Origin of the sequence: Mesorhizobium sp. BR1-1-4 (assembly GCF_020165375.1) — a bacterium.
Lineage (GTDB): Bacteria > Pseudomonadota > Alphaproteobacteria > Rhizobiales > Rhizobiaceae > Mesorhizobium > Mesorhizobium australicum.
Window position 1 is genome coordinate 201,124 of record NZ_JAIUIB010000012.1, and the last position, 26,040, is coordinate 227,163.

Annotated in this window: 1 protein-coding gene; it reads left to right on the forward strand. The window is 63.2% G+C overall.

Annotation, left to right across the window (positions count from 1 at the left end):
- The first annotated feature begins 193 nt into the window (after positions 1-193).
- A complete protein-coding gene (locus tag LB571_RS24740) occupies positions 194-26,017 on the forward strand; it encodes an LEPR-XLL domain-containing protein (protein WP_224598778.1) in 25,824 nt (8,607 codons plus the stop codon).
- The last annotated feature ends 23 nt before the right edge of the window (positions 26,018-26,040 follow it).

Below are 26,040 nucleotides of genomic sequence, written 5' to 3' on the forward strand. Positions count from 1 at the left end.
ACTCGTCGCGGTTTCGTGATCGCCTTGCACTCAAGAATTTTCGGATGTACGTTTGATTTCGGTAAATTAGCCTAAACTGATATATCAGGGGGACAAAATGAACATTTTGTCGAGGTCGGCTTTTTTTGAGGCATTTCAGAAGAGATTAGCCAGCAAAGCAGAGACGCCAATCCCTGGCGTATTTGGTCGGTGGTTGGCGAGTTCGCTGCTGCGGCGCTCGCCGGGGCGAGCCCGACGGCCCAGCAAGACATCAGATCTGCCGAACCTGGCGCTTGAAGCGCTTGAGCCGCGTTATCTGCTGTCGGCCGACATCTTGCCTTTCGCGGTCGACATGAACGACTTGGCCGGCGCCGACTATTCGCTGCGCTATGACAATCTGATCCAGGCGATCCAGATCTATGACAACAAGACGGGTACGCTGGTCGACCAGCGCAACGCGCAACAGATCGACTATATCGTGGTGCACGGCACCGCTGCCGACGACAAGCTCACCATAGACTTCGGCGAAGACTTCCTGGCGGCGCTCGACGTGCGTTTCGACGGTGGTGCCGGCAACGACACGCTTGCCATGACCGGCGGCAGCTTCGACGCCGTGCGGCTGGCGACCGACACCGGCCTGTCAGGCAGCATTGCCGCGCAAGCCGGGGCGTTGACCCATAGCATTGGCCTGGCAAACGTCGGCGCGGTCGAGGACAATACGACGGCCAGCCAGCGCATTTATGCCGACACTTCCGGGCAAGCGCGGGTGATCCGCATCGGCAGTTCAGATGATTCCAGTGACGGTCTGTCGGTGCTTGACGCTGGAGCATTTAACAATCTGATCACCTACAAATTCACAACTCCGACGGTCTCGTTGACCGTTGACGCGGGCGCGGGCGACGACAGCTTTGTGCTGCGCGAGATCGACCCCGCTCTGGCTGGCAGGGTTGTGTTGAGTGGCGGCGCCGGCAGCGACGCTGTGGTCGGGCCTCCGCAGGACACCGACTGGCATCTCACCGGCGACGGTTCGGGTGATGTTGCTGGGGTGTCCTTCGTTACGGTCGAGAACCTGATCGGTTCCGCTGGCAACGAGGACACCTTTTTTGTTGGTGCTGCTGGAAAATTGAGTGGCGTCATGGCCGGCGGCGATGCCGGCTTCGACAGCATGGTTCTCGACGGCGGCACCTTCGCCTCGGTGAAGTATGTAGCCACTGGGCCGACGTCGGGCACGATCACGCGTGACGGTGTCGTGCTCCGCTATGACGGGCTCGAACCGATCACCGACAACAGTGTCGTTGCGGACCGTGTCATCACGACCAGCAATGCCGACGATGGAGCGACTCTGATCGACAATGGCGCGACACTGACGCTGTCGTCAGGCCTCCTAGGTTCATTCGAGTCGATCACTTTCAACAAGCCCAGCTCCAGCCTGACCATCAATCTCGGCGATGATTCTGGCTTTCCTATTTTTTCAAAGGATACCCTGACCATCAACAATGCGGTGAACCTCGGTTCAACCGCACTCATCATTAACGGCCAGGACGGCAAGGACGAGGTGACGATCTCCGGGACGCTGACTGCCGGCGCAGTTACCGTCAATGCCGAGAAGATCAGCGTTTCCAGCACCATAAATGCCAGTTCGGTGACCCTGATAGCAGCGGCGGCGGACGATGGAAAAATCACGGGTGGCGCGTATCTCGCGACCCCGGAGGCAATCATCGACCTGAGCGGCGCCACGATCATCGTGACGGGCGCGGCTCAATTCACCGCAACCGCGACCGCCAATGTCGAGGCTGAGACTTTCGAAGGTGGGCCGCTCGCGGGTGTCATCGCAACGATCATGCCCGAAGCGCGGGTCAAGTTCAGCAGCACCAATGTGACCGCAGCCAGCCTGTCGGCGTCGAGCACCGTAACCGTCACGCTGACCGCGAAGGACGAGTCCGATGCCGGTTCCGACAACGATGAAAAGAAGGATGCGGCGGTTTCCGTCACCGTTCTGATCAGCGACGCGATCACCGAAGTGCTCGCGGGCAGCGTGCTCAGCGTCTCGGGCGCGGTGTCGCTGACTGCGACCAGCAATTTGACGATGACCACCGAGGCCGATGGCGGTAGCGGCGGCAAGGGCGCAAGCGTTGCGGTTTCAGAAGTCAATGCGACGACCCGCGCCAATGTCTCGGGCGGTTCGACGATTGGCGCGAATGCCGGCGATACGCCCAATTCGATCGCGCTCGGCGCAACGCTGACCAGCAATATCACGACGATCGCCAAGTCGACGGCAGGCGGATCGGACCAAAGTGCAAGCGGTGACAACGAATCCGAGCAGCGCCTGAAGGACCCCAATAAGGACGGCATCACGTCTGACAAGGCGACGACCAGCAGCGGCGATATCACCTTTGCTGGCGCGGTGACGGTGTCGGATTATCGGCCGACCACCGAAGCCTTCGTTCAGGCCTCCACCCTCACATCCGGTGGCACGATCACGCTGACCGCGCAATCGACGGACAAGGTGACGGCGACGGCGGACGGCACCAACACGAATTCCTCCTCCAATGGCGCAACCGGCATCGGCGTTGCAGTGGCGCTGAGCATTGCCGACGTCACGACGCGCAGCTATCTCGGCGGCGCCTCGTCGCTGTCGGCGAGTGCGGTGTCATTGAGCGCCACGATTGCGGCCGGCGACAGCTTCATCGCCCAGGCGACCTCCGGCGCCGGCGAAGGCTCCAAGACGCAGGTCGCGGGTTCGCTGGCCATCAATATCGTCATCACCGAGGCTTCCGCCGACGTCGCGGCAAACGCCTCGATCAATCTGAATGGCGCGGATCTGTCGCTCACCGCCCATTCCACCACCAACGTCGTGACCGATGCGGTTCCCGACGACGCGAGCGGCGCCGCAGGCGAACTCGGCATCGGTGGTTCGGTCGCCCTGACCATCGTCGACAATTCCACCTCGGCATCGATCCGCGACAACGCGACCATCGTTGCCGCCGACGCTGTCACCATGACTGCGACCGGCGACCATACAGCTTCGACCACGGCGGAAGCGGGCGCGGAAGGTGGCGATGTTGGCATCGGCGGTGCGGTGGCGATCGACGTCATCGACAACAATACGGAATCGTCCATCGGTTCCGGCAGCGAACTCGACATCACCGGCAATTTGTCGGCCAGCGCCAGCAATCATGGCGTGAGCACGACGCTGGCCGATGGCGATGCCATCGGCTCGACGGCGATCGGCGCGGCGATCGCGCTTGCCTTCGTGGACAACCGTGCGTTCTCGACATCGAACCGCAATCTTCGTTCGAACGGATCGATCAGTCTGTCGGCCGCCAATGACGGTTCCAGCAAGGCGGAGTCGATTGCGAGTGCCGCTGGCGCCGAGAAAGACGAGGACGGCAACACCAAGGCCGACGAGCAACGGGACAAGGAAGTCGGTCTGGCCAACAGCAAGTCGAATGATGGCGACAGCGTAAGCAAGTCGGCCAACAGTTCAGGTGGGAGCGGCGGCGGCGATGTCAGCGTCGCGGCAGCGCTTGCCCTCAATGTCTCGTCGTCACTGGCGGTGGCGTCGATCAATGACGGGCGCACGGTTGTTGCCGGTGAGGGCGCTGGCGTCGGCGAACTCAATTTGCAGTCGTCCAACAATATGGATGCGACGGCGAAAGCCGATGGCACCGCAAAGACGAGCGACAGCGGCACCGCTGTCGGTGTCGCAGTGGCGATCAATATCGCGACGATGCGCAACGAAGCGTCGATTGGGGCTGGCAGCATCATTACGGCCGACGGGGTGAAAGCCGAAGCCAAGATGAAGAACGTCGGCGGTGACGTGACGCATCGTTTCGGCGCCGAGTCGACCTCCGGTGCCAGCGGCGGCGATATTGGCGTGGCCGGTTCGTTCGCGCTGAGCTTCGCCGAAACCGACACGCTTGGCGTGATTGGTCTCGACCATGCCGATCAGCCAGCAAGCGGCGCCGCGACGGTTACATTGACCGGCGGCAATGTTCTGCTCACGGCGATCAACACGACCGTAACCACAACGACGGCGACCTCCTCCGGGGCCGGAAGCGGCTCGGGCAGCATCGGCGTCGGCGCGTCGATCGCGCTCGGCATCGGCTTGAACACCACGTTTGCCGGCATCGAGAACGGCGAGATGGTTGGCGGGACGACAGGCAATTTCACCGTCACCGCGACATCCAATGATACGCTGACGACGACGGCCAAGGCTGGCGCCGAAGGCGCTACCGGCATCGGCGGCGCGATCGCTGTCGCCTATGTCGATAACGATACGGATGCGCACATCGGCACCGGCGGCGGCGCAACGATCACGCTGACGGGCAATTTGGCCGCGCAAGCCTCGCACACCGGTACGGTTCACACGCTTGCCGATGGCGAAGCCGCCGGCAGCAGCGTTGGCGTTGGCGCGTCGATTGCACTGAATATCGGCGAAGTCACCAACGACGCTTTCCTCGGCCGCAATTTCCAGAACGTTGGCACGGTGACGATCACCGCGACCTCGACACTCGACACCAAGGCAGAGTCCAAGGCGAGCTCGAAGGGCCAATCCACCAAGAAGTCCGATGGCACAACGGACAGTGCCAGCTCCGATCAGGAGACGACCAACCAGACCGAGATGGCCAAGAACCAGAGCGGCGGCACCAAGACGCCCTCGCAAAGCGGCGGCAGCAGCCTTGGCCAGGCCGATGGCAACAGCAGTGGGCAGACCGGCAAGGGTACGCAGGGCGGCAACGGCTCCGGTGGCACCAATGTGGCCGCGACGATCGCCGTCAACTTCCTCGACGCGGACAACCAGGCGCAGATCGCCAGCAATGTGACGATCGCCGGTACAGGCGCGATGAAGGTCGAGGCGATCAGCACGACCGACGCGCGGGCATTGGCCACCGCGACGTCCACGAACACCAGTTCCAACACCGGCGTTGCCGCCGCGATCGGCCTCAACATCGTGCTGCTGGACAACAACGCGATGATCGGTTCAAACGCCGATCTGACCGCCGGATCGATCGAGGTCCGCGCCGCGACCGGCAATGGAGAGAAAAACACGTTCCAGGCGCGCGCCCTCTCCGGCGCGGTGTCGAAGAACACTGCGATCGGCGGCTCGGTTGGCGTCAACTATCTCGATGTCAACACGCTGGCATCGGTCGGCGACAATGTCGATCTCGACGCCAACACCGGCAATATCGAGATCGGCGCCGTCAGTCTCAATGAAATGCAGAACCTGGCCGGCGGTGCGGCTTTGAGCACCGGCAGCGGCGGCGGCGGCGTGGGCATCGCGGTCACCGTCAACATCGTCAACGATCTCAACACCAAGGCTCAGACCGGCATCAATCTCGACGCCGAAGCGCAGGGCGCGATCAACGTCACCTCGCATGCCGAACTGCTGCCGATCTCGGAAGACCTGCCGGTCATCGGCTCGTTGGCCGTCACCAGCTTCGCCGCCGGCATCGCCGGTGCGTCCGGCGGCTTTGCCGTCGGCGGTTCGTCCAGCGTCAACGTGATCTTCATGGAGACGCACGCCTCGGTGAACGACAACTCCGACCTCGAGGCCGGAACCGGCATCAAGATCGAGGCAACGGACCTGCTGACCGTGGTCAGCGGGGCGGGTGGCATCGGCCTCACGCTGAACGGCAATGCCGGCGTCGGCATCGGCCTGGACGTGCAGGTGATCACGCGCAACACGAGCGCCTGGATGGGTGGTGGGGCGGATCTGGATACGACTGCCGGCAACATCGTCATCAATGCCGACTCCTTCGACGACATCACTTCGATCGCGGCGACGTTCGGCGGCAGCGCCGGCGGCTCAGCCGGCGTCGCTGCGTCTGTCGGCGTGCTTTACCTCGACACATCGACCCAAGCCTTCGTCGAGGCCGGCAGCACGCTGAACAAATCGCATCTGGGCGCCGGCGGAGATGTCTCCGTGACGGCGACCGGCGACGCGGACGTGTTCCTGCTTGCTGGCGCGGCGGCGTTCGGCCAAAGCGCCGGCATCGGCATTTCCGGAACGGTGTTTGTCCATCTCGACGATGTGAAGGCGGAGCTCTATGGCGACGCCGACGTGGTCACCGGTGGCGCAAACGGCCTCTCCGTATCGGCGAATTCGACCGATGGGGTGCTGATCATCGCCGCCGCCGGCGCGGCTTCCGCGCAGGCGGCGGTCGCCGGTTCGGTCGCCGTGACAGTGCTGACCGAGACAACGACGGCTCGCATCGGCGCAAACAGCAAGGTTTCCGGCCAGACGCTCGCCAACGATCCCGGCGTCTCGGTCTTTGCAAATGACGAAACCGATATCCTGACAATCGCGGGTTCGCTCGCGGTTTCCGCCGGCAGTGCTGGCGTTGGCGCCGGCGTCAATGTGTCGACGCTTACAAAGACGACGACTGCATCGATCGAAGCGGGCGCCGACATCGACGTCGACGGCAATGTGACGGTCGAGGCAACCGGCAACGAGGACATAGGTTCGTTCTCCGTGGCCGCGGGCGCGTCCAGCGGCGCGGGCGTCACACTGACGGCCGATGTCTTCGTGCTGAACCTGAAGACCCGCGCCTTCATCGGATCGGATCCGCTGGCGCCGATCGTCGGCCTGACGGATGTGCGGGCACGCGGCAGCGTACTCGTCCAGGCAATCGACGAGACCGAGATGGACCTGATCGTTGGCGGCGTGGCGATCGGCGGCAGCGCCGGTGTCGGCGTCGCGGCCGGCGTTGCTGTTGTCGACAAGGTGACTGATGCCTTCATCGGCGCAGGCGCACGCGTCACCGGCGAGGGCCACGGCACTGTCGCGGCGAGAACCGGCCGCTACACCGTCGACTATGCGGGCAGCCAGGCTATGTCGAGCTTCGACCCGCAGGGCGGCAACAAGCCGACCGCCAGCAGCCTGGAGGCTGGTACGCCGTCGGGCCTCACCCAGTTCAAGAACCTCGACCAGGAGGGTGGCGACGACGTCCAGCAGGATCCGGGCTTGACCCAGAACCGGGTTGCGACCGCGTCGGTCGACACCGGTTTCCGTGGCGTGGCTGTCTCGGCCTCGGCGAAGGATGATGTCGAGACTTTTGCAATTTCCGTCGGCGGCGGCGGTTCGGTCGGCGTGGCTGTCGGTGCGGCGGTCAACGTCGTCGATACCAAGACGAAGGCGTTTATCGGGGCCGATGCCCAGATCAACCAGGACATGGCCGGCCCCGGAAATGCAGGACAATCCGTCCTGGTTGCGGCGGCGAGCGACTTCAGCCATGTCGGTGTCGGGGCCGGTGCGGCCTTCGGCGGCGCGGGCGCGGGCGCGCCCGGCGTCGACGTGTCGGTGATCAAGGTTGACACGTTCGCGACGATCAATGACGGCGCGGACGTGAAGGCGAACAATGACGTTGCGGTGATCGCCACGTCCAAGGAAAAAGTCATCGTCGTCTCCGCCGGCCTTGCCTTCAGCGGCACGGTCAGCCTGGCGGGCGGTGTCTCGGTGCTGTCGTTCGACACCGAAACCTATGCCCGCGTCGGCGCCAACGCGACGATTGTCGCCGGCGGCGACGTCGCCGTCATGGCCAAGGACGATTCCGAGGTGGTGGTGGTCGCCGGTGCGGTCGCTATCGGCCTGTCGGGCGGCGGTGCCGCCGGATCGGTCGCGGTCGTCAATGTCGACAAGCTCACCGAAGCGACGATCGGCGACAATGCCAGTATCGACGCGTCCGGCAACGGCACCGGCATCGGCGGCGTGCTGACCGGCACGATCGTCGGCGGCAGCAATCCGAGCGGCTTCGGCACGGCCGAGGCGCATGGAGTCATCGTTCAGGCGGAATCCTCGGAAGAGGTCACCAACGTTACAGTCGCCGGTGCCGCCGGCCTTTACGTCGGTCTGGCCGGCTCCGTCACCGTGACGCTGCTCAATTCCGACACCAAGGCGCTGATCGGCGTCGGCGCCGACATCAATCAGGGCGCTGCAGATTACCTCGCCCACCCAGGCACGGTGTCGGGTGCACAAGGCGTCTATGTCAACGCGGCCAACGAGGTTCGGGTCACGTCCTTCGTGGGCGCTCTCGGCGCCGGTTTCGTCGGTCTGGCCGGCGGCATCGACTTCGGCAGCATCAAGAACGATACGGTTGCCGCGATCAACGCCAACGCCATGGTGCGGGCGCGCGGTGACGTCTCGGTCAATGCGGTCGCAATCAAGGTTCTGCGTGGGTTCGCCTTCAGCGGCGGCGTCGGCGTCGCCGGGCTCGGCGCGTCCATATCGGTCTGGTCGATCGGCGAGGCGTTCACCGACTCCTACGAGGACAACCAGGGTGGCAGCGGCAACGCGACGAAGGACGACGGAAGCTCCAAGACCGCCAATGACGAGGCCGGCGAACAGGCCGACGGTGGCGTCGCAGGCATCACTGGGGAATTGGGCCGCTTCGGCAGCGGCGCCAACAGCAACACGGCCGACTCACGGGTCAAGGCCGGTGTTGAAGGCGCCCGCGACAAGGTCGGCGCCAACGCACTGACCTCAGGCGCCCTGACCAACAAGCTGACCGCCGCCGTCACCGACGAGCGCGGCACCACCGCCTCCGTCGAAGGCGGTGCGACGGTCGAGGCTGGTCACGACATCGTCGTGAACGCGCGTGAACAGATGAAAGCCAACATCCTGGTCGGCAGCCTGGGCGCCGGTCTTGTCGGCCTGGGCGCATCGATTTCCGTCGTCAATGTCTCGGGCCAGGTGAGAGCGAAGGCCGGCGGAAACCTCAAGGCTGGCAATGCCATCCGCGTTGAAAGCCATTTCGGCCAGAATATCGATGTCACGACCGTCGCCTTGCAGGCCGGTTTCGTCGGCCTCGGTGCATCGGTCGCGGTAGTCAACGATACCAGCCGCGTTCAGGCCGGCTTGCTCGACAACGCAGTGGTCAACGGCGCGGCCAGCCTTACGGTCTCGGCGAGCAGCAACCAGACGTTTGACGTGCTGACGACCGGCATACAAGCCGGCGCGGTGGCCGTCGGTGCGTCCTACAGCGACGTCACCATCGGCGATGACGACGACAACACCAAGGAAGTCCTGGCTACGATCGGCGCGGGCAGTCAGATTGGGCAGATCGACGCTGTCGGGGCCATCACGGTCCATGCGGACTCGACGATCAACGTGGATTCCGACACCTTTGCGCTGGCTGCCGGGCTCGGCGCGCTGACCTTCAATTTCGCTTTCGTCGATGTTCAGCCGAACGTAGAGGCATCGGTTGGCGGCGGCGCCAACATCAAGGCAACGGGCCTCCTCACGGTCGAGGCGTGGACGCTGCACGATGCGACCGGCGACATATTCGCACTTTCGGTCGGCGCACTGGCGGCCGGCACCAGCCTGGCGACAGTCAATGTCGTCCCGACGGTGGCCGCATTGATCGGGGGCAATTCGACGATTCACGCTGGCGGCATCGTCATGCTGTCGTCGCACAATTACGATGGCGAGACGGCGACCGACCGCGGGGCGAAGGCCTTTGCGGAAGCCTCCGGCGGTGGCTTGTTCAGCGGCCAGGGCTCGGTGCCGACCGCAAGGTCCAATGCGGTTGCCAACACCACGATCGGCGCCGGCGGCGCATTCACCATCACCGGTGACATCAACATCAAGTCGCGCATTCGCAACTATGCCGTCGCCAATGCCGAGGCCAATTCATTCGGGGCGGCTGCGGTCGGTGCTTCGTTGGCTGAAGCCGAGGCCAATGGCCAGAGCAACGCCGCGATGAACGCCAACATCGTCTCGGTTACCGACATCATGATCGAAGCGCTTGCCGTAAATGGTGCGCTTGCCGTAGCCGAAACAGCCGGCGGAGGCCTTCTGGCAGGGATCACCGTCAATCGCGCGACCGCGACCGCGAGCCCGTCTTCGGTAAGCGCCTCGATCGGCAACAACACGTCGATCCAATCGGCACGCAATGTGCGGCTCAAGGCCCAGGCCCAGACGGAAGGCGACTCGAAAGTAGTCGGGTCCACAATAGGCGGCATAGCCGCGGTTGGGGACGCCGATTCGGGAACCCATGTTAACCCGACGGTCGCGAGTTCAATCGGCGCCGGCGTGGTGATCAACGCGACCGGCGATATCCTGGTCGAAGCCTCCGCCTCGCCGATCCCCGGCGAGCAACCGACCTACGAAATCGTCGATGTCGACGGCACCGCCAACACGATCACCGTGAACGGGCATGGACTGGTGACCGGCGATACGGTCGAATATGATGCCGGAAGCGGCGGTGCCGTTATTCCCGGCCTCAAGTGGCCGGATCCGGCCGATCCGGCGGTGAACCGTCAGTACAGCGTGATCAATGTCGTCAATGCAGGCGTGACAGATCCCAACACGCTCTATTTCGGCTCCGTCTTTAACGCCGCCGACATCGATCCAAACACCGAGATCATCGAGTTCGCGGGTGGCCATAATTTCCTGAGCGGCGATGCCGTCCGCTACTATCCGGGACCGGACGAGACAGTCGACAGCTTTGGGCTGACCGAGGGCAACCTCTATTATGTGCTGGTTATCGACGGGTCACACATCAAGCTGGTGAACAGCTTCGACAAGGCGGTCAACCCGCAGAATTACCTCAAGAATTTCCAGCCGGACGATGTCTCGGGCAACAGCATAACCATCGCCGGGCATGGCTTCGTCAACGGCACGGCGGTGACCTACGAGGCACCGGACGCGCGCACCTTCGTCAGTCGTCAGGTCGACGTCAATTCGAGCAGCCTCAATCCCGACGGATCGCCGATCGCCGATGCCAACGCCGACAACATCCGTTTCTTCGACGATAACGGAAATGCGCTGGCGCACGGTTTCGCCGAGGGCGAGCACGTTGTCTACGACGTCAAGAATGCGAGCGGAGGAACCGGTCTGGCGATCGGCGGCCTGGTCGACGGCCAGACCTATCGCGTGCATGTCGTCAACTCCTCGACGATCCAGCTCAAGCGTAACGACGCTATCACCGAACAGGTGCAGTTCATTCGCAATGCCGCTGGCGACCAGATCAAGCGAACTGACGGCCTCAACTGGGCCGACAACGGCTTTGGAAACGGCACGTTGTTCATCAGCGGCGGCCTCGTCAATTCCGGCACGTACACGATCGTCGGCGTATCCGGTGATACGCTGACCCTTCTTGAGAAGAACATCGTCACAGCAGGTACGCTGACGAGGGACTTCGATCAGCCGATCATCGCGCTGAACCCGAACAAGGGTCTCAGCGCCAATCCGGCGCTCAATGTCGGCTCCAGCGATACGCATTCGCTGGTCAATGCCAAGAATCTGCCGATCGGCGGGCTCGAAGACGGCAAGACCTACTATGTGCGCGGCGTCAGCGGCGTCGGCGACAACACGTTCGAACTGTGGAATGCGCCGAGCGGCGGCAGTCAGATCATTCTGACGCCGACGGCAATTGCTGGCCCCTACGGCAATCACAGCCTTACTGCGCTTGCGGTCGACATCTCGGCAGCCGGCGACAGCGAGCAGCAACTGCGCATCGACATCAATGACAGCGCCACATCGGCGGCGCCGGGCCAGTTCCTGTTCGGTCCGGGCGAAGTTCCGCTCAGCGAAATCGCACCGCAATCGGGCGACGGCGTATCGTCAGCTTACTCGAAGGGGTCCGGCGGCGGGTTCGTTGGAGTCAACGGCAATGATGCCGACGTTTTCAGCAGTCCGAATGTCTCGGCGACGATCTCCGCGACGCAGATCACGACGGTGGGCGACGTGACTGTCAGCGCGTCGGCGACGACCAATACGTCCAGCTACGCGGTCAACGGCACGGGCGGCTTCGTCGCCGTCGGTGATGCCGACGCGAGTAGCTTCCAGGAGATCACGAGCACGGCGACGATCAGTGATGGCACGCGCATCGTGGCGGGCAAGAACTTCACGCTTGCCTCGGCAAGCAATGCCATTGCCAGCGCCTCCTCGCAGGCGAGCGCTGGCGGTGCGGTCGGCCTGGCCGACCCGAGCACCGAGGTCCGCATCGAATACAATACGGTTTCGACAATCGGCTCGAACGCCATCGTTCTTGCCGGTCAGTTGGCCAAGGCCACGGCGAATGCATCCGTCGATGTGACGGCGAAATCGACCGCCTCCGGCGTCGGCTTCGGCGGTGACGGCGACGCCGTCACGCATGTCAACATTGGCTCCCCGGACGCCGATCCGGACGCCGATCAGGCCGACGCGATCGTCTCGCTGGCGGCCAATGCGGTGCTCAGCGCGCGGCGGACCTCGCTCGCGGCGCGGGTCGACAACTTCCATGTCTTCTCCGGCAGCGACGGGCGCGGCGCCGGATTCTATGGCGAAGGCGAGGCCGAAAGCACGATCACGGCACGGCCTAATGCGCAGGTGCGAGTCAATGCAGGCGCCGACCTGACGGGTTGGGAAGGCGTTGACCTCATCACCCGCTACGACAATGTCGACACGGATGCGAAATCCTATGCCCGATCGACGGGCCTGTTCGGCTTCGTCGATTCCGACGCGCATAACGATACCGACGTCTCGTCCGAAATTTTCGGTGCGGCAGGCGCGTTGGTGACAGCCGGTCCGCGCGACAACGGCGATGCCGTGCTTGGACATCCGGATTATCCGCAGGAGCCTGGAAGCTCGGCCGAGCATCTGGCCTTGTTTGCCTCGACCGTGAACGGCTCGATCTCGCAGACGGATCACGCCGATGACAGCAAGCGCTCGCTCGCCGCCGGCGGGTCGAGCGGCAGCAGCCCGGATGACAGGCCGCAATCGATCAATTTCAATTCCGACGTGCTGATCCTTTCCGGCCGTTCACCCGAACTGGTCATCAAGCAACTGGTCATCGGCGCCGACGGCGAGATCGATGTCGCGGTCGAAGTGTCGGTCAACGACACCGCGGGCGGCGGCAGTGCGACCGAAGGCCAAGGCAACACGATCCAGAGCGACGACATTGTCGTCAACAACATCGTCAATCCGGGTCCCGGCGACGTCGTGTTCGACTCGAACTCGATGATCGGCGCCGGCGGTACCTGGACGTTCCGTGATACGTTGCAGCGCGTGTCGATCCGCAACGAGTCCGACAAGGACATCATTATCAACAATATCGATGTCGTCACCGACGAGCAGCCACTGGCATGGCTCAATCCGTCGCAGGGTGTGACACTGACCTTCAACGTGGTGCGCGAAGTCGCGCCGACGCTGATTGAAATCACCGACACCGGTGGCCATTCAGACATCTACATCAACGGCACGATCGACAACCCGATCGGCACGACGTCGATCGTCAATACTGACGGATCGGTGTTCGCCACCAACGATCGCGGCGTCCCGGGCAGTGATGGCCGCCAGTCGCTGATCCGTACCCACATCCTGAACATTCGCGCCGACGAAAACATCGGCGCGACCGGTGCACGGGTGAATATCGACATCGTCGACAGCTCCGGCCTGCCGCTCGGCATAGGCTTCGACACCGGCCGTGTCGCTGGCTTGACTAACCAGATATTCCTTGGAGTCGAGAACCGTTTCTACACCGGCCAGCTGGTGCGCTACGATGCCGTGACCACGACCATCGGCGGGCTCGTCGACGGCGGCTACTACTACGTCATCGCTTCGCCCGATGGGCAGAGCGTCAAGTTGGCGACCACGCTGGCAAACGCGATGGCCGGTACGGCCATCGATCTGGCGCCGGCAGGCGCGCTGACCGATCTGCACAGCCTGATTTCGGCTGAAACCTTCACCGCCGACGCGCTCGGCAACATCAGCCTCGACCTCAAGGCGCTGTTGCGCGAGGCGCCGGCCGGCGGCTTCTACATCGTCGAGATCGACCGGATCAACGCCGGCAATACGGCGGATGTGCTGCTGCAAGCTAGCCTTGAACAGTTCGGCGACGGTCTGTCAGGCGGCCTGCTGGTCAAGGCGCCGGCGTTGCCCGCCGGCGGACAGACCTACTACAATTTCTTCCGGCCGGATGCAGGCGCAATTCCGTCGCTGAGCCGCGGCGTCTTCGCCACCGGCAACACGGAGATTGCGTCGACCTATGATTTCCGAGGCCTCGACCCGGTAACCGGCCTGCGCACGCTGGCCGGGGTGCAGGCGGGCTCGGTCGTTGCGGGCGGTGACATCATCGTCGCGGCAGCCAATCCGGCGCCCACGGCGACCACCGTCAACGTACTTGGCATCACCGAGATCGCCGGCAATGGCGACATCGACGTGCTGACCAATGGCTATATCGCGCTGACGGAAAAGACCGGTGACATGCGCATCGAGCGCATTCGCTCCAATGCCTCGGATGTGCTTTTGTATTCGCCGCGGCGCATCCTCGATGCGCGCGATGACAACGGCAACCCGGCCTTGGTCGAGGCCGATGTCTCCGGTCGCAACATCACCATGGCCTCTGGCGTGGGGCTGTTTAATCCGACCCATTTCCAAGTGGCCGCCCAGGTGCTCAGCCCCACACTGCTTGACATCAATTCCCCCTTGGGCGGCATTGGTGAACCGAGCAATTTCCTCGAGATCAACGTTGACAACCGCAATGGCGTCGGCGGACTTGGTGTGCTGCGCGCCTTCGATACCAGCGCGGATTCGACGTTAGGCATCTTCCTCGACGAAGTCGTCGGTGACATGCATGTTCACACCGTGCACACGATCCGCGATGTGTCGCTAAGGACCGTCGCAGGCTCGATCCTGGATTCACGCAACAACGGCGCGGGCGACGACTTTGCCAACGTGATGGGTCAGACCATCGACCTGGACGCCAATGGCAATGGCTCCATCGGCGCTTTTGCCAACGACCTCGAGATCGATTCATCACGCGGTTCCAGCGATGACGACGTCGCACTTGAAGCCGGCACCCACATTTACCTAACCGAAGCGCCGGAGGCTCCCGGCGGCACCGCCGGCAATCTGCGGCTGGTGTTGGCTCACGCCTACGATGGCGATATCCGCATCACTGTGCGCGAGACCTCGGTTCAGGGCGAGAACCTCGACCTGCTGCACAGTGGCAGCGCCCGCTTTGCCGAAGACGGCGCGACCTTCCCGACCTTCCAGCCCGATGCGCCGCGTGCGATCGCACACGGCCAGATCTTCGCCGAAAAGGGTTCCGTGCTGCTGCGCGTCGGCGATAACGTGACGCTCGATTCCAACAGCGAGACGCTGGCGGCCAAGAGCATCGACATCTATGGCGACGTGTCGGCGACCAACGACGTCATCCATGCGCTCGTCAATCTGGATGTCGCCTTCGGCACCGTGATGGTGCTGCGTGGCCGCATCATCGCCAACGCAACCGTGGTGCCTGGCAACAAGACGATCGGCGCGCCGGTTGGCTCGGCAACGCCGACATTGACGGCGAACTCGGTCACCGGACCGACCGTGCTGACCCGAATCTTCGGCAACACGGATGTCGACATGATCAACTTCGGCGACACCTCGGGTGCCGGCGGCACCAACACGCAGGGCAGCGCCGGCTATGTCTTCCTCGGCTCGAAGACGCGCGCCTATGGCAGTCAGAACCTCAATGTGAACAACGTCGATGGCGAAGACCGTTTCCGCGTCTACTACCTCCAGGATACCGCGACGCAAACCTCTCCGAACATGCAGACGGCGGCCGAGCATACGCTCACGCTTGACGGCGTGTCGGGCTCCGATCTCTATGAGATCTACACGCTTGGCTCCAACAATCCGGGGCAGGGCACCGCAGGCACCGACTTCCAGCGCAATTACGTCATCAACATCCTGGACAGCGGGCGCTCCATCGACGGTGTCGATGAACTGACCATCTTCGGCTACGATTCGTCGCAGAACGGTCTGGTCGGCGGCAACAAGCCGATCGACGACATCTTCCTGCTGCGCGGCGCCAACTATCTGCCGCACGAAGCCGCCGACCGTCCGGCCTACGTCGCCATGGTCTACGGACAGCCAAAGACCTATGCCGACACGATCGAGGACAACGAGCCCTCGAACGAGGTCGCGCGCATCAATTACGACACCGCGCTGAATGGCCGGATCACCATCGAGGGGCAGGGCGGCAACGACAATTTCTACTCCGACGACACCACGGCGATTGTTTCGCTGCAGGGCGGCGCCGGCGACGATTCCTTCAACATCGGCCAGATATTCGGCACCAAGCGCACCGGCGATGCGGAAAACGGCGTCACGCCGTTCTTCGGCGGCGGCTTGCTCGACCAGGACGTGTTCCCCGACATGGTGGCCACCACACGCGGCTGGCTGAGCCCCGGCATCAGTGCGCCGATGGTGGCGCAGGGCGGCACGGGCAACGACGAATTCCGGGTCTATGCCAACCAGGCCGAGCTGCGGCTCGAAGGCGACGACAACAACGACCTGTTCATCGTCCGCGCGTTCGCCATCGCGGCGGTCGCCAATCAGGACTGGAACGGTGACGGCACGATCGACCAGGACGACCTGCCGGCGGTTACGCTCGACACCAACGGCGATGGCGTGATCAACTTCGCCGACGCTGACTCGACGCCTCACGACTATACCGACGACGTCATCGTGCTCGACGATTTTGGCGTTGCCAAGCCGATCATCGGGCTCGGCTTCTCTGTCGCGCGCGCCCCGGACATCCGCGCCGGCGGCGGCGAGGACGAAGTGCAATACAACGTCAACGCGCCGGTCTCGGTCGACGGCGGCACCGGCTTCGACAAGCTGGTTATCCTCGGCACGGAATTCGCCGACGATTTCGCCATCACCGAAAAGGGCATCTTCGGCGCCGGCGTCAATGTTCGCTACACCACGATCGAAGTGGTCGAGGTCGACGGACTTGAAGGCGATGACGAATTCTTCGTTCAATCGACGGCTTTCGGCGTAGCCTATCGCGTTGTCGGCGGTCTGGGTTCCGATACGATCAATGTCACGGGCGATGTCACGGAAGACATCATCACGCGCGAACTCGAAGGCGCCTCCGGCGCTGTTGACCACCTCGTCACCTCGGGCGATCCACTATACGATGGCGTGCTGGTCGACGGCTTCGACTATCACGTGGCGGGTCCGCAGGAGGGCATCGTCCGCATCGACGAAACGGATGGCTTCACCGCTGTTCGGGAAGGCGGACCGCGCAATGTCGACAGCTACACCGTCAGGCTGGCGGTGGCGCCGCTGGCCGGCCAGATCGTCTATGTGACGATCTCGGCGGCACGTTCGCCGCAACAGGAAGAAGACGGCACGCTGATCAATCCGGCACCGTTGCCGAATGGCATCGGTGACACGATCTGGCTTTCGAAGCTGGATCCCGGCCTCGTCGGAACCGACGGCGAATTCCAGCATGTCATCACCATCAACGGCGTTGCGACGATCATCAACGATCGCTCGATCGTGCTGGCCTTCGACAGCACCAACTGGAACACGGCCCAGAACGTGTACCTTTATGCGCCCGACGATTTGCGCGCCGAGGGCGACCGGGTGGTCGTCGTACAGCACAGCGTCATCTCCGACACCAGCGGTGTCGCGCCGGCACTGCTGGCCGCGGCCTATCCGAACGGCGATCCCTTCGACGCGGCGGACGTACGCAACGTCGAGGTTGACCTGCGTGACAACGACACGCCCGGAATCTATGTCACCGAAGTGACGCCCGGCACGAACACCGAGGATGGCCGCTCGCTGGTCATCGAAGGCAATGCCACGACCAAACTGAATGACGAACTCCTGGTGCAACTCGCCAAGGCGCCCGACGCGGGCGACACGATCGTCGTCAAGCTGTACGTCAACGAGTTCAGCGACGAAAACATCATGATCTACGATGTCGACGATCCGAACGGTCTCGACAATCGCATGTTCAAGGGTGCCGACGGCTACTGGCGCATCACTTTCGACAGCGGCAACTGGGACGATGCGATGCGCGTCGGCATCGAAGCGCGCGACGACATCCCGCGTGAGGACCCGCACACAGCGGCGATCTTCTTCCAGCTCGACCAGGCGCTGACAGTCGACGCCAACCACAACTACGTGTTCCCGAACCTGCGCTCAGGCCCGGGCTATGTCGACATCGACGTGATCGACAATGACAGCGCCGGCGCGGTTGTGCTGGAGAGTGAAGGCAATACGCTGCTCAACGGCGATGGATCGGACACCGACGACTATACGATCCGGCTGACCAAGGCGCCGTCGACCAACGTCAGCGTCGCGGTCCTGACGGACGGTCTGGCGGATGTCGTTAGTGTCAATGGCGTCGCGGTCACGCCCGGCTCCGGATACGGCATCATTGGCGGCCTCAGGCCTACGCAGATATTCGACGGCAATCTTGTCTTCTCCAACGAAGGTGGCTTGGGCAAGATCACGCGTGGCACCGGGGCCGATCTCGGCAGCTTCGTCGATGAAGGCTTCTTCGTCGGCCAGCAGATACGGATCGGCAATGCCGGCGCCGGCAGCGGCGACTATTTCATCACCTCGATCGATGCGGATGGAAAGTTCTTCAAGGTCGACAGGCTGTTGGCAGCGACAGGCGCGAAGGACGACGTCATCCTGTCCGATCTGGCGCGGGACGGTGAGTACACCGGCAACATCCGCTTTGAGATGGTCATGGAGGAAGGTCTCCCGACCTACCGGATCACCATCGCCGGACTAGGCGAAAAGGATGATGGCTGGCTGTCATTCGGTTTCCTCGAAGGGCAGTGGATCCGCCTGTTCGATACGGCCGACAATTTGATCGGCGACTTCAAGATCGCGATCATCCGCGGTGACAACGACACCAAGGACACCACGATCCAGATCACCGGCACCAATGTCGCGCAGATCCTGCCGCATCTCGGCAACACGCTGAACGATGTGCGCGTGGTTCGCACTGCGGCCGTGGCCGTGTTCACGCCGGCCAACTATTACCAGCAGCAGACGGTCGAGCTGCGCGCCGACACCGAATATGAAGTGCCGATCACCCGCGAAGGCGTCAAGGTCTTCCCGGTTTCCGGCCATTACCTGTCCAAGCTGCGCGGACCCTTGGCTGTCGAGGGCGGCGTCACCGGCGCCGACCGTTCACTCGAGAACGGCCTCAAGCTGCCTGGCGAAGCCGACGACTTCCTGATCGCGATCGGCCAGCAGCCGCCGGAATCGCAACAGATCGACGTGCTGAACATCTTCAACGACACCAGCAAGGAAGATGTCGGCGGCGTGATGACGGCGACGACGCTCACCGGCTTCAACATGGCCGACAACCTAAGCCTGGGGCTCGGTGTGACCGGCGATCCGACTTTCGGTGAATCCGGCTTCTTCCCGGGTGGCATCAGCTTCGGACGCATCAGCGTCGACCAGAACGGCGATTTCGGCACCGACAGCACCAAGAGCACCATCGAGGTGGTCAACCTGATGCTCGGGGAAGGCAACGACAAGCTCGTCATCTCGGGCACGCTCAATCCCGCACCGCCGGTGCAGGTGACGAGCACGTTCGACATAACGCCATCCGGCGTCAATGGCGGCACCATCGTGCGCACCGGGTTCGATTGGAAAGCGATGGGCTTCCTCGTCGGCCAGACGGTGAAGATCGATAACCTGCCGGGCATCTGGACGATCGTCGCTATCAATGACGCGCTGATCAATCCGGCCAATCCGGCCGAAGGCGCGGATCCCAACGATAACTCGATCCTGGTTCTGAGCGGACCGAGCCTCGCCAGCGTGGCGGATGGGGCGCACACCGTCACGGCCCTCGACAAGGATGTGATCACGCTTAACAAGCCGGTGGATGTGGCCACGACGACAGCGGGCGGGATTATCACGCGGACCGACGGCGGCAACTGGGCCGGCTTTGCGGTCGGAGACTTCATCTCGATCAACCAGGACTTCGCGAAGGGCGAGTATCAGATCGTGGCGATCGCGGGCGCTGTCATGCGCGTCATAGGCGGACAACTCGCGCCGGTCTCGGAAGCACCGCGCGCCATCAATCGCATCAACCCGGTGACCAATGCGGTGCTGCAGACCGTGGTGGCCGAAGTCGATGTCGAGCCGACCTATACCGGCGGCATCGTCACGCGCCACGACAACGTCAAATGGGCCGCTGAAGGCTACCTCGCCGGACATCTGGTGACGATGGTCGATGCCAACGGCAAGCGTGACTTCCGCATCATCGAGATATCGGAAGACGGCTTCTCGCTTACGCTCGAAGGCGCGCCGCTCGCGACGCAAAACGGCGCGGTGAAGAGCTTCTACGTGCAAGGCCAGCATGGCGGGCTGACGCTCGTTCATGGCGGCGGCAACATGTATCTGGAAAGCACCGGCCCGATGAACATCGCCGCCGGAACCGGTGGACAGATCATCGTCACCCGTCAGGACGGCCGCGACTGGTCGGAGGACCGCTATCAGGTTGGCCAGGTGATCCAGCTTGCGGGCGAAACCTATACGCGCACCATTCTGGCGATCTCCGATGCAACGCTACCGGCGCCGAGCAACTCCGCGCTGACATGGGGTGACGGCAGCAGGCTGGTGCTCAGCGCACCGAACACACGCACCGGCCAGCCAGCCGGCACGGTGCTCGCGCCCAACGCGTTCAACAGCTATGCCGAGCGTTCACTGCACGTCGCGGAGCCGCGCGCCATCACCGGCACGGCGACGGTCAACATCGCCACCAACAGCCTGACACGCAGTGCCGGCAGCTGGCTGGCGGATGGCTTCTATGTGGGCCAGAAAGTGCGACTGAGCGGATTTGCCGGCACGTTCACCATCCAGGCGCTCACTGCGAGCGTGATAACGCTGCAGAGTGTTGCGCTGACGCCGAAAGCCGGTGTTGCGATGACCGTCTCCGGTGTCGACATAACGCTGGACGGTGGCACGCGTGTCGGTGGCGACCATATTATCGTCACCGGCGGCGCCGGGCCGAACTCGCCACTGGTCATCTATGGCGACACCAGCCAGGACGGAATCTGGTATTCCGGCCAGGCGCACAATGTCTTGGGTATGGAATTCGGCGAGAAGCCGTTCGATCCGTTCCCGCAACTGCAGGACGGCGAGAACGAGGATGACGAGTGGGTGTTCCCGCTCGCCAATCCCTACAAGCTCGCCGGCAACGACATCATCGACGCCAGCGCCTTGTTCGCCGGCACGCCGTCGGCAAACCTGCCGAGCGTCGGCCTGACGATCTATGGCGGTGCGGGCAACGATACGATCTACGGCAGCCAGGCTGGCGATCACCTCGCCGGCGGTTCCGGCGATGACCTGATCATCGGCAATCGCGGCGTGGATCACATCTATGGCGATAGCGGCGTCAACGTGAACATCTTCACGCGCCAGCTGTTCATCGACACGGTCGACAACAGTCCGTTGCCTTCGGCCAATCCGAATGCCGACACCAACGGCACGACGATCAAGCCGGTCAAGTCGTCGGTTCGTGACCTGATGAATGCAGGCGACGACGTGATCTTCGGCGATGGCGCCTCACATCTCGGCTATGGGCCGAGTTCGGTCGCGGCTGCCGGCGTGCTCGGCGACTTCGACGACATCATCTTCGCCGATCATGGTGTGATAGAAATGTTCGTCGACGATCCGAATCTGCCGTCGACCTTGAAGCAGCGCATCCAGACGACCGAGCTGGTGTTGGTCACCGGCATCAAATCGGCCGAACTGCAGAATGGCGGCGACGACGTTGTGTTCGGCGGCCTCGACCGCGACGTCATCGTCGGCGGCGCCGGGCATGATCTGCTCGATGGCGACCAGCAGGACGACCGCGTCTTTGGCGACAACGTCTACCTGTCGCGCCAGGGCGGCGCTGACGGCAATCTGCTTGATGACACGTTCAGCCTGCGCTTCCAGACGCTGGCCGGAACGTTGATGTACAGCCGTACAGACCGGCCGATGCCGGCCGGCCTCGGCATGGTCAATGCCGACAACAGCGGCCTGCTGCTGGTCGACGGCATCGCGCGGCGGTATCGCGATCCGGACGGTGCTCCGTGGTGGAGCGAGTACTCGGTCGATTACGCGGCGCTGCACACTTTCGCCTTCGACGAGGGTACGGCCGGCGTCGGCAGCTTCGGCAACGACTACATCGCCGGCAGCGAAGGCCATGACGAACTGTTCGGTCAGCTCGGCCATGACGTCGTGCAGGGCGATGGCGGCATCGAGCTTGCCTTTGCCGGCACCTCGCATGTCGGCGCATCGCGCACATCCGGCGGCGTCACCGATCCGATCGGTCCGCTCACGGTGATCGCCTCCTTCGCGGCGGCGACAGACGGCCAAGATTATATCGAAGGCGGTGGCGGCGACGACCAGATATTCGGCGGCCTCGGCCAGGATGATCTGATCGGCGGTTCCTCGTCCTTCTTCAGCCTCACGGATCCGAATACGCGGCCTGACGGAGACGATTACATTTTCGGCGGCGCCGGCATCGAGATCGACCGCAATGACGACAATTTGCCAAATGACGGCACGCTCGCCAATTCGCGCTTTGCTCGCGATGCCGACTCCATGATCGGTGACAACGGCAACATCGTGCGGATCGTCGGCGTCAATCACACCGACATCAATCCGAACGGCACGGTTGGGCAGCAGCTTTATGTCCAGTACAATTACGACGTGAACGACCCGGCGCGTGCCGGTGGCGAACGCCTCGTCGTGCGTGGCATCCATCTGCTCGACTACACGCCGGGCGGCCCGGACTTCCGTCCAGACCTGTTCTCCAAAACCAACCCGAACAATCCTGCCTATCGCAACGAGTTCGGCCTATGGGCCAAGCAGGACATCGGTGGCCATGACGAGTTCCATGGCGAGACCGGGGACGACACCGCCTATGGCGGCGGCGGCCATGACCGGATCTTCGGCGATGCCGAGAACGACGATCTGATCGGCGGCTGGGGCAATGACTGGATCTCAGGTGGTACCGGTGAGGACGGCATCCTGGGTGACGACGGCCGCATCTTCACCAGCCGCAACAGCGCGACCTACGGCGAAAGCCTGTTCGGCGTGCTGCCATTGCTGGCGACCGATCCGGATACGCGCACCAGCCAGGGCGATGTGCTCAACGAGTTCATCTACATGCCCGGACAGGTGCAGACGGAGACGATCAATGTCGGCGGCAAGATGAAGAAGGCGGTCGACCTGACCCCTTACAATCTGACGCCGAACGCGCAGGGCGGCGACAATCCGCTGTTCGACGCCAATGTCGTCGACGACATCATTTTCGGCGGCCTGGGTGACGACTTCATCCATGGCGGTTCCGGCGACGATGCGGTCGGCGGCGGCGAAGCTCTGCCAGATTCCTACACGCAGCGCTTCGATGCGGCGGGCAATGTCGTCGGCATCGTGCGCACCGACTTCTCGCGGCCATGGAACCCTGGCGACGTGCTGCGGTTCGGTCCCGACAGCGATCCGTGGAACGCACCGAAGCCTGTGCAGAGCCGGCTCGGCGAGTTCTTCCTCTATGACGAGTACGATCCGCGCCGGACAATCATGTTCAACGACGATGGTTCGGTATGGAAGGCCGGCCCGGCACCTACCACGCGCCAGTATTTCCTCAACCTCGTCGACAATGAAGGACCGCTGGTCAACGGTGCGATCGCTTTTGCGCCGAACGGCACACCGACGGCGTTTGCGCAACGCAATACCGATGGCAACGATGCGGTCTTCGGTGACCTGGGCAATGACTGGATCGTTGGTGGCACCGGCCGCGACCATATCTATGGCGGCTGGGGCAACGACCTCATGAACGCCGACGATGTACTCTCGACCAACAACTGGCTGAACGACCAGCCGGAGACGCACCCAATGTATGAGGACCGCGTTTTCGGTGGGGCCGGGCTCGACATCCTGATCGGCAACACCGGTGGCGATCGCCTGATCGATTGGGTCGGGGAGTACAACAGCTACCTGGTGCCGTTCGCACCGTTCGGTATCGCGACGGTAAGCCGCCAGGTGCCGCCGCAACTGTTCGACTTCCTCTATGCGCAGGCATTCAGCGACGGCGTCGACATCACCCGCACCGCTGACACTGGCAGCATCAACGGAGACGACAAGTACAGCCACGTCCATATGTTCATGGGCGGCGTGGAAGGTGAAATCGGCCTGATCACCCAGAAGGATCATGGCTTCTGGCAGGATCAGACCGGCGGTCCGACGGATCCCCAGGCCGGCAACATCCCGGGCGGCAAGCGAGACGTGCTGCGCACGGCTGACTTCAATGATGGCAATGCTAAGGTCGTGGCAGTCGACGAGGGCAATTTCGCCATCACCAGCGGCAAGCTCACCGTTCAGTCGGCAAGCACCTGGGATCAGGCAGCCGCGGTTCTCTATCTCGACGCCTATACGCCGATCTACTACGAGATCGCGGCGACCTTGACGGCCGACAAGCCGACCGGCGGCTGGAAGGCCAACTCCTACATCATCTTCGACTATTATTCGCCGACGGATTTCAAATATGCCGGCATCAACATCTCGAACGATCAGATCGAGATGGGTTACCGCGACGCCAGCGGCTGGCATCAGTTGGTCAAGTCCAACAAGCCGGTGCAACTCAAAGCGAACCAGGCTTACGATGTCCTGCTCGCAGTCAACGGCACGAACGTGAGTTTGACCGTGGCCGGCGTGAATTGGTTCAGCTACACCTTCGCGCCGCGCATCGTCGATGGCCAGCCGGTGGCGCTGAACAAGGGCCTCGTCGGTGTCGGCAACAGCGGCTCGAAGGGTACGGTGGACAACTTCCGTGTCCAGGTCTTGCCGCCGCAGATCACGCTCGATTACGCAGCCGAGTTCAACGGGCCGCCGACCTATCCGATGTCGAAGACCGCGGCTCAAGGCTGGACGCTCTCGGGCGGCAGGCTCAATGCGGCAGCCGGCGCCGGCACCAATCTGCTGGATGTCGGCCCGGCGATCGGGGCGGACGCCTATCTGGAACTGACGGCGAGGTTGAAGACCGCCGGAACCGGTGGCATCGTCTTCGACTACTACGGCGCCAACAACTACAAGTTCGTCACCCTGGATGTGGTCGGCCAGAAGGTTTTGGTCGGACACGTGACGTCGAAGGGCGGCACGGTGATCGATCAGAGCTTCGCGCGCACGCTGAGTTCAACGACGGAATATGACGTCCAGTTGACCATACGGGGTGCTGCCCTTTCGATCGCCGTCAACGGCGCATTCGTCGGCAGTTATGGCTTCAATGCAGCCGTTGCCGATGGCGAGTTCGGTCTGGTGACAGGCAATGCAGGGGCGTCTTTCGACCGGCTGCAGATTCGCACCAACGCGTCGGCGTTCAGCACCAGCTCCAATCAGCTGGCGCTCGCTTCGCTCGGCCAGGCCGCGGACACGGCAACGGCGGTCGGCATCGATCAGGCCAAGACGATGCTGGCGCAGGCGGTGGCGATCTGGTCGGGCAGCGGCCAACTCGACGCGGCACAACTTGCCAAGCTGTCGAACCTGGATGTCCAGATCACCGATCTGCCTGGCTCGGCGCTGGCACAATCGGTGTTCGGCGCGGTGCTGATCGACCGCAACGCGGCCGGACAGGGCTGGTTCGTCGACCTGTCGCCTCTCGACAGCAGCGAATTCCAGCTCGATGCCTCCGGGCACCTGACGGCGTTGCCGGGCGGCGCCGCCGATGGACGGATGGACCTTCTGTCGGTGCTGATCCACGAAATCGGTCATCAGGCGGGCTTGGATCACGATGAGGGCGAGGCGGGCGTGATGTCGGCTGAGTTGGCCGCCGGCGAGCGCCGACTGCCGGAGGCCGGATCTGCCGGTCAGCTGACTGACACGCAGCTCTTCCATGATGGCCTGGGCGTCTTTGTCGGCGCGCGGGAGCATGGATTACTCCAGAGCGCTGGTATCGCGCCGGCCGAAGCGGTTGGTGAGGTCTCGACGATACCGAGCGCAAGACCTTCCCGCAGTGCGGCGGCGGCGCATTCCAGGTCTGACGCCGATGCAAGTGCCAAGACCGACGATATCGTGCTGACCGGGGCTCCTTCTGGCCTGCAGCCAAGCGGTCCGCTCAACTGGGTGTTTGACGAGGCCAGCGGAACCTTTGTTGCCGCACAAGGTCGGCAGCAGGACCGTCCGCACGATGCAGCGCCCGACGCGGATCAGGACGATGGCGACGCAACTTCGGACGACCTCAATGGTCTCGCCGAATGGAGCAACCGCAAGGGTTTGCTGTCGCGCCTGTCCAGTCTGTTTGGAGTGCGATGAGACAATGATGGCGGCGCAGTTCA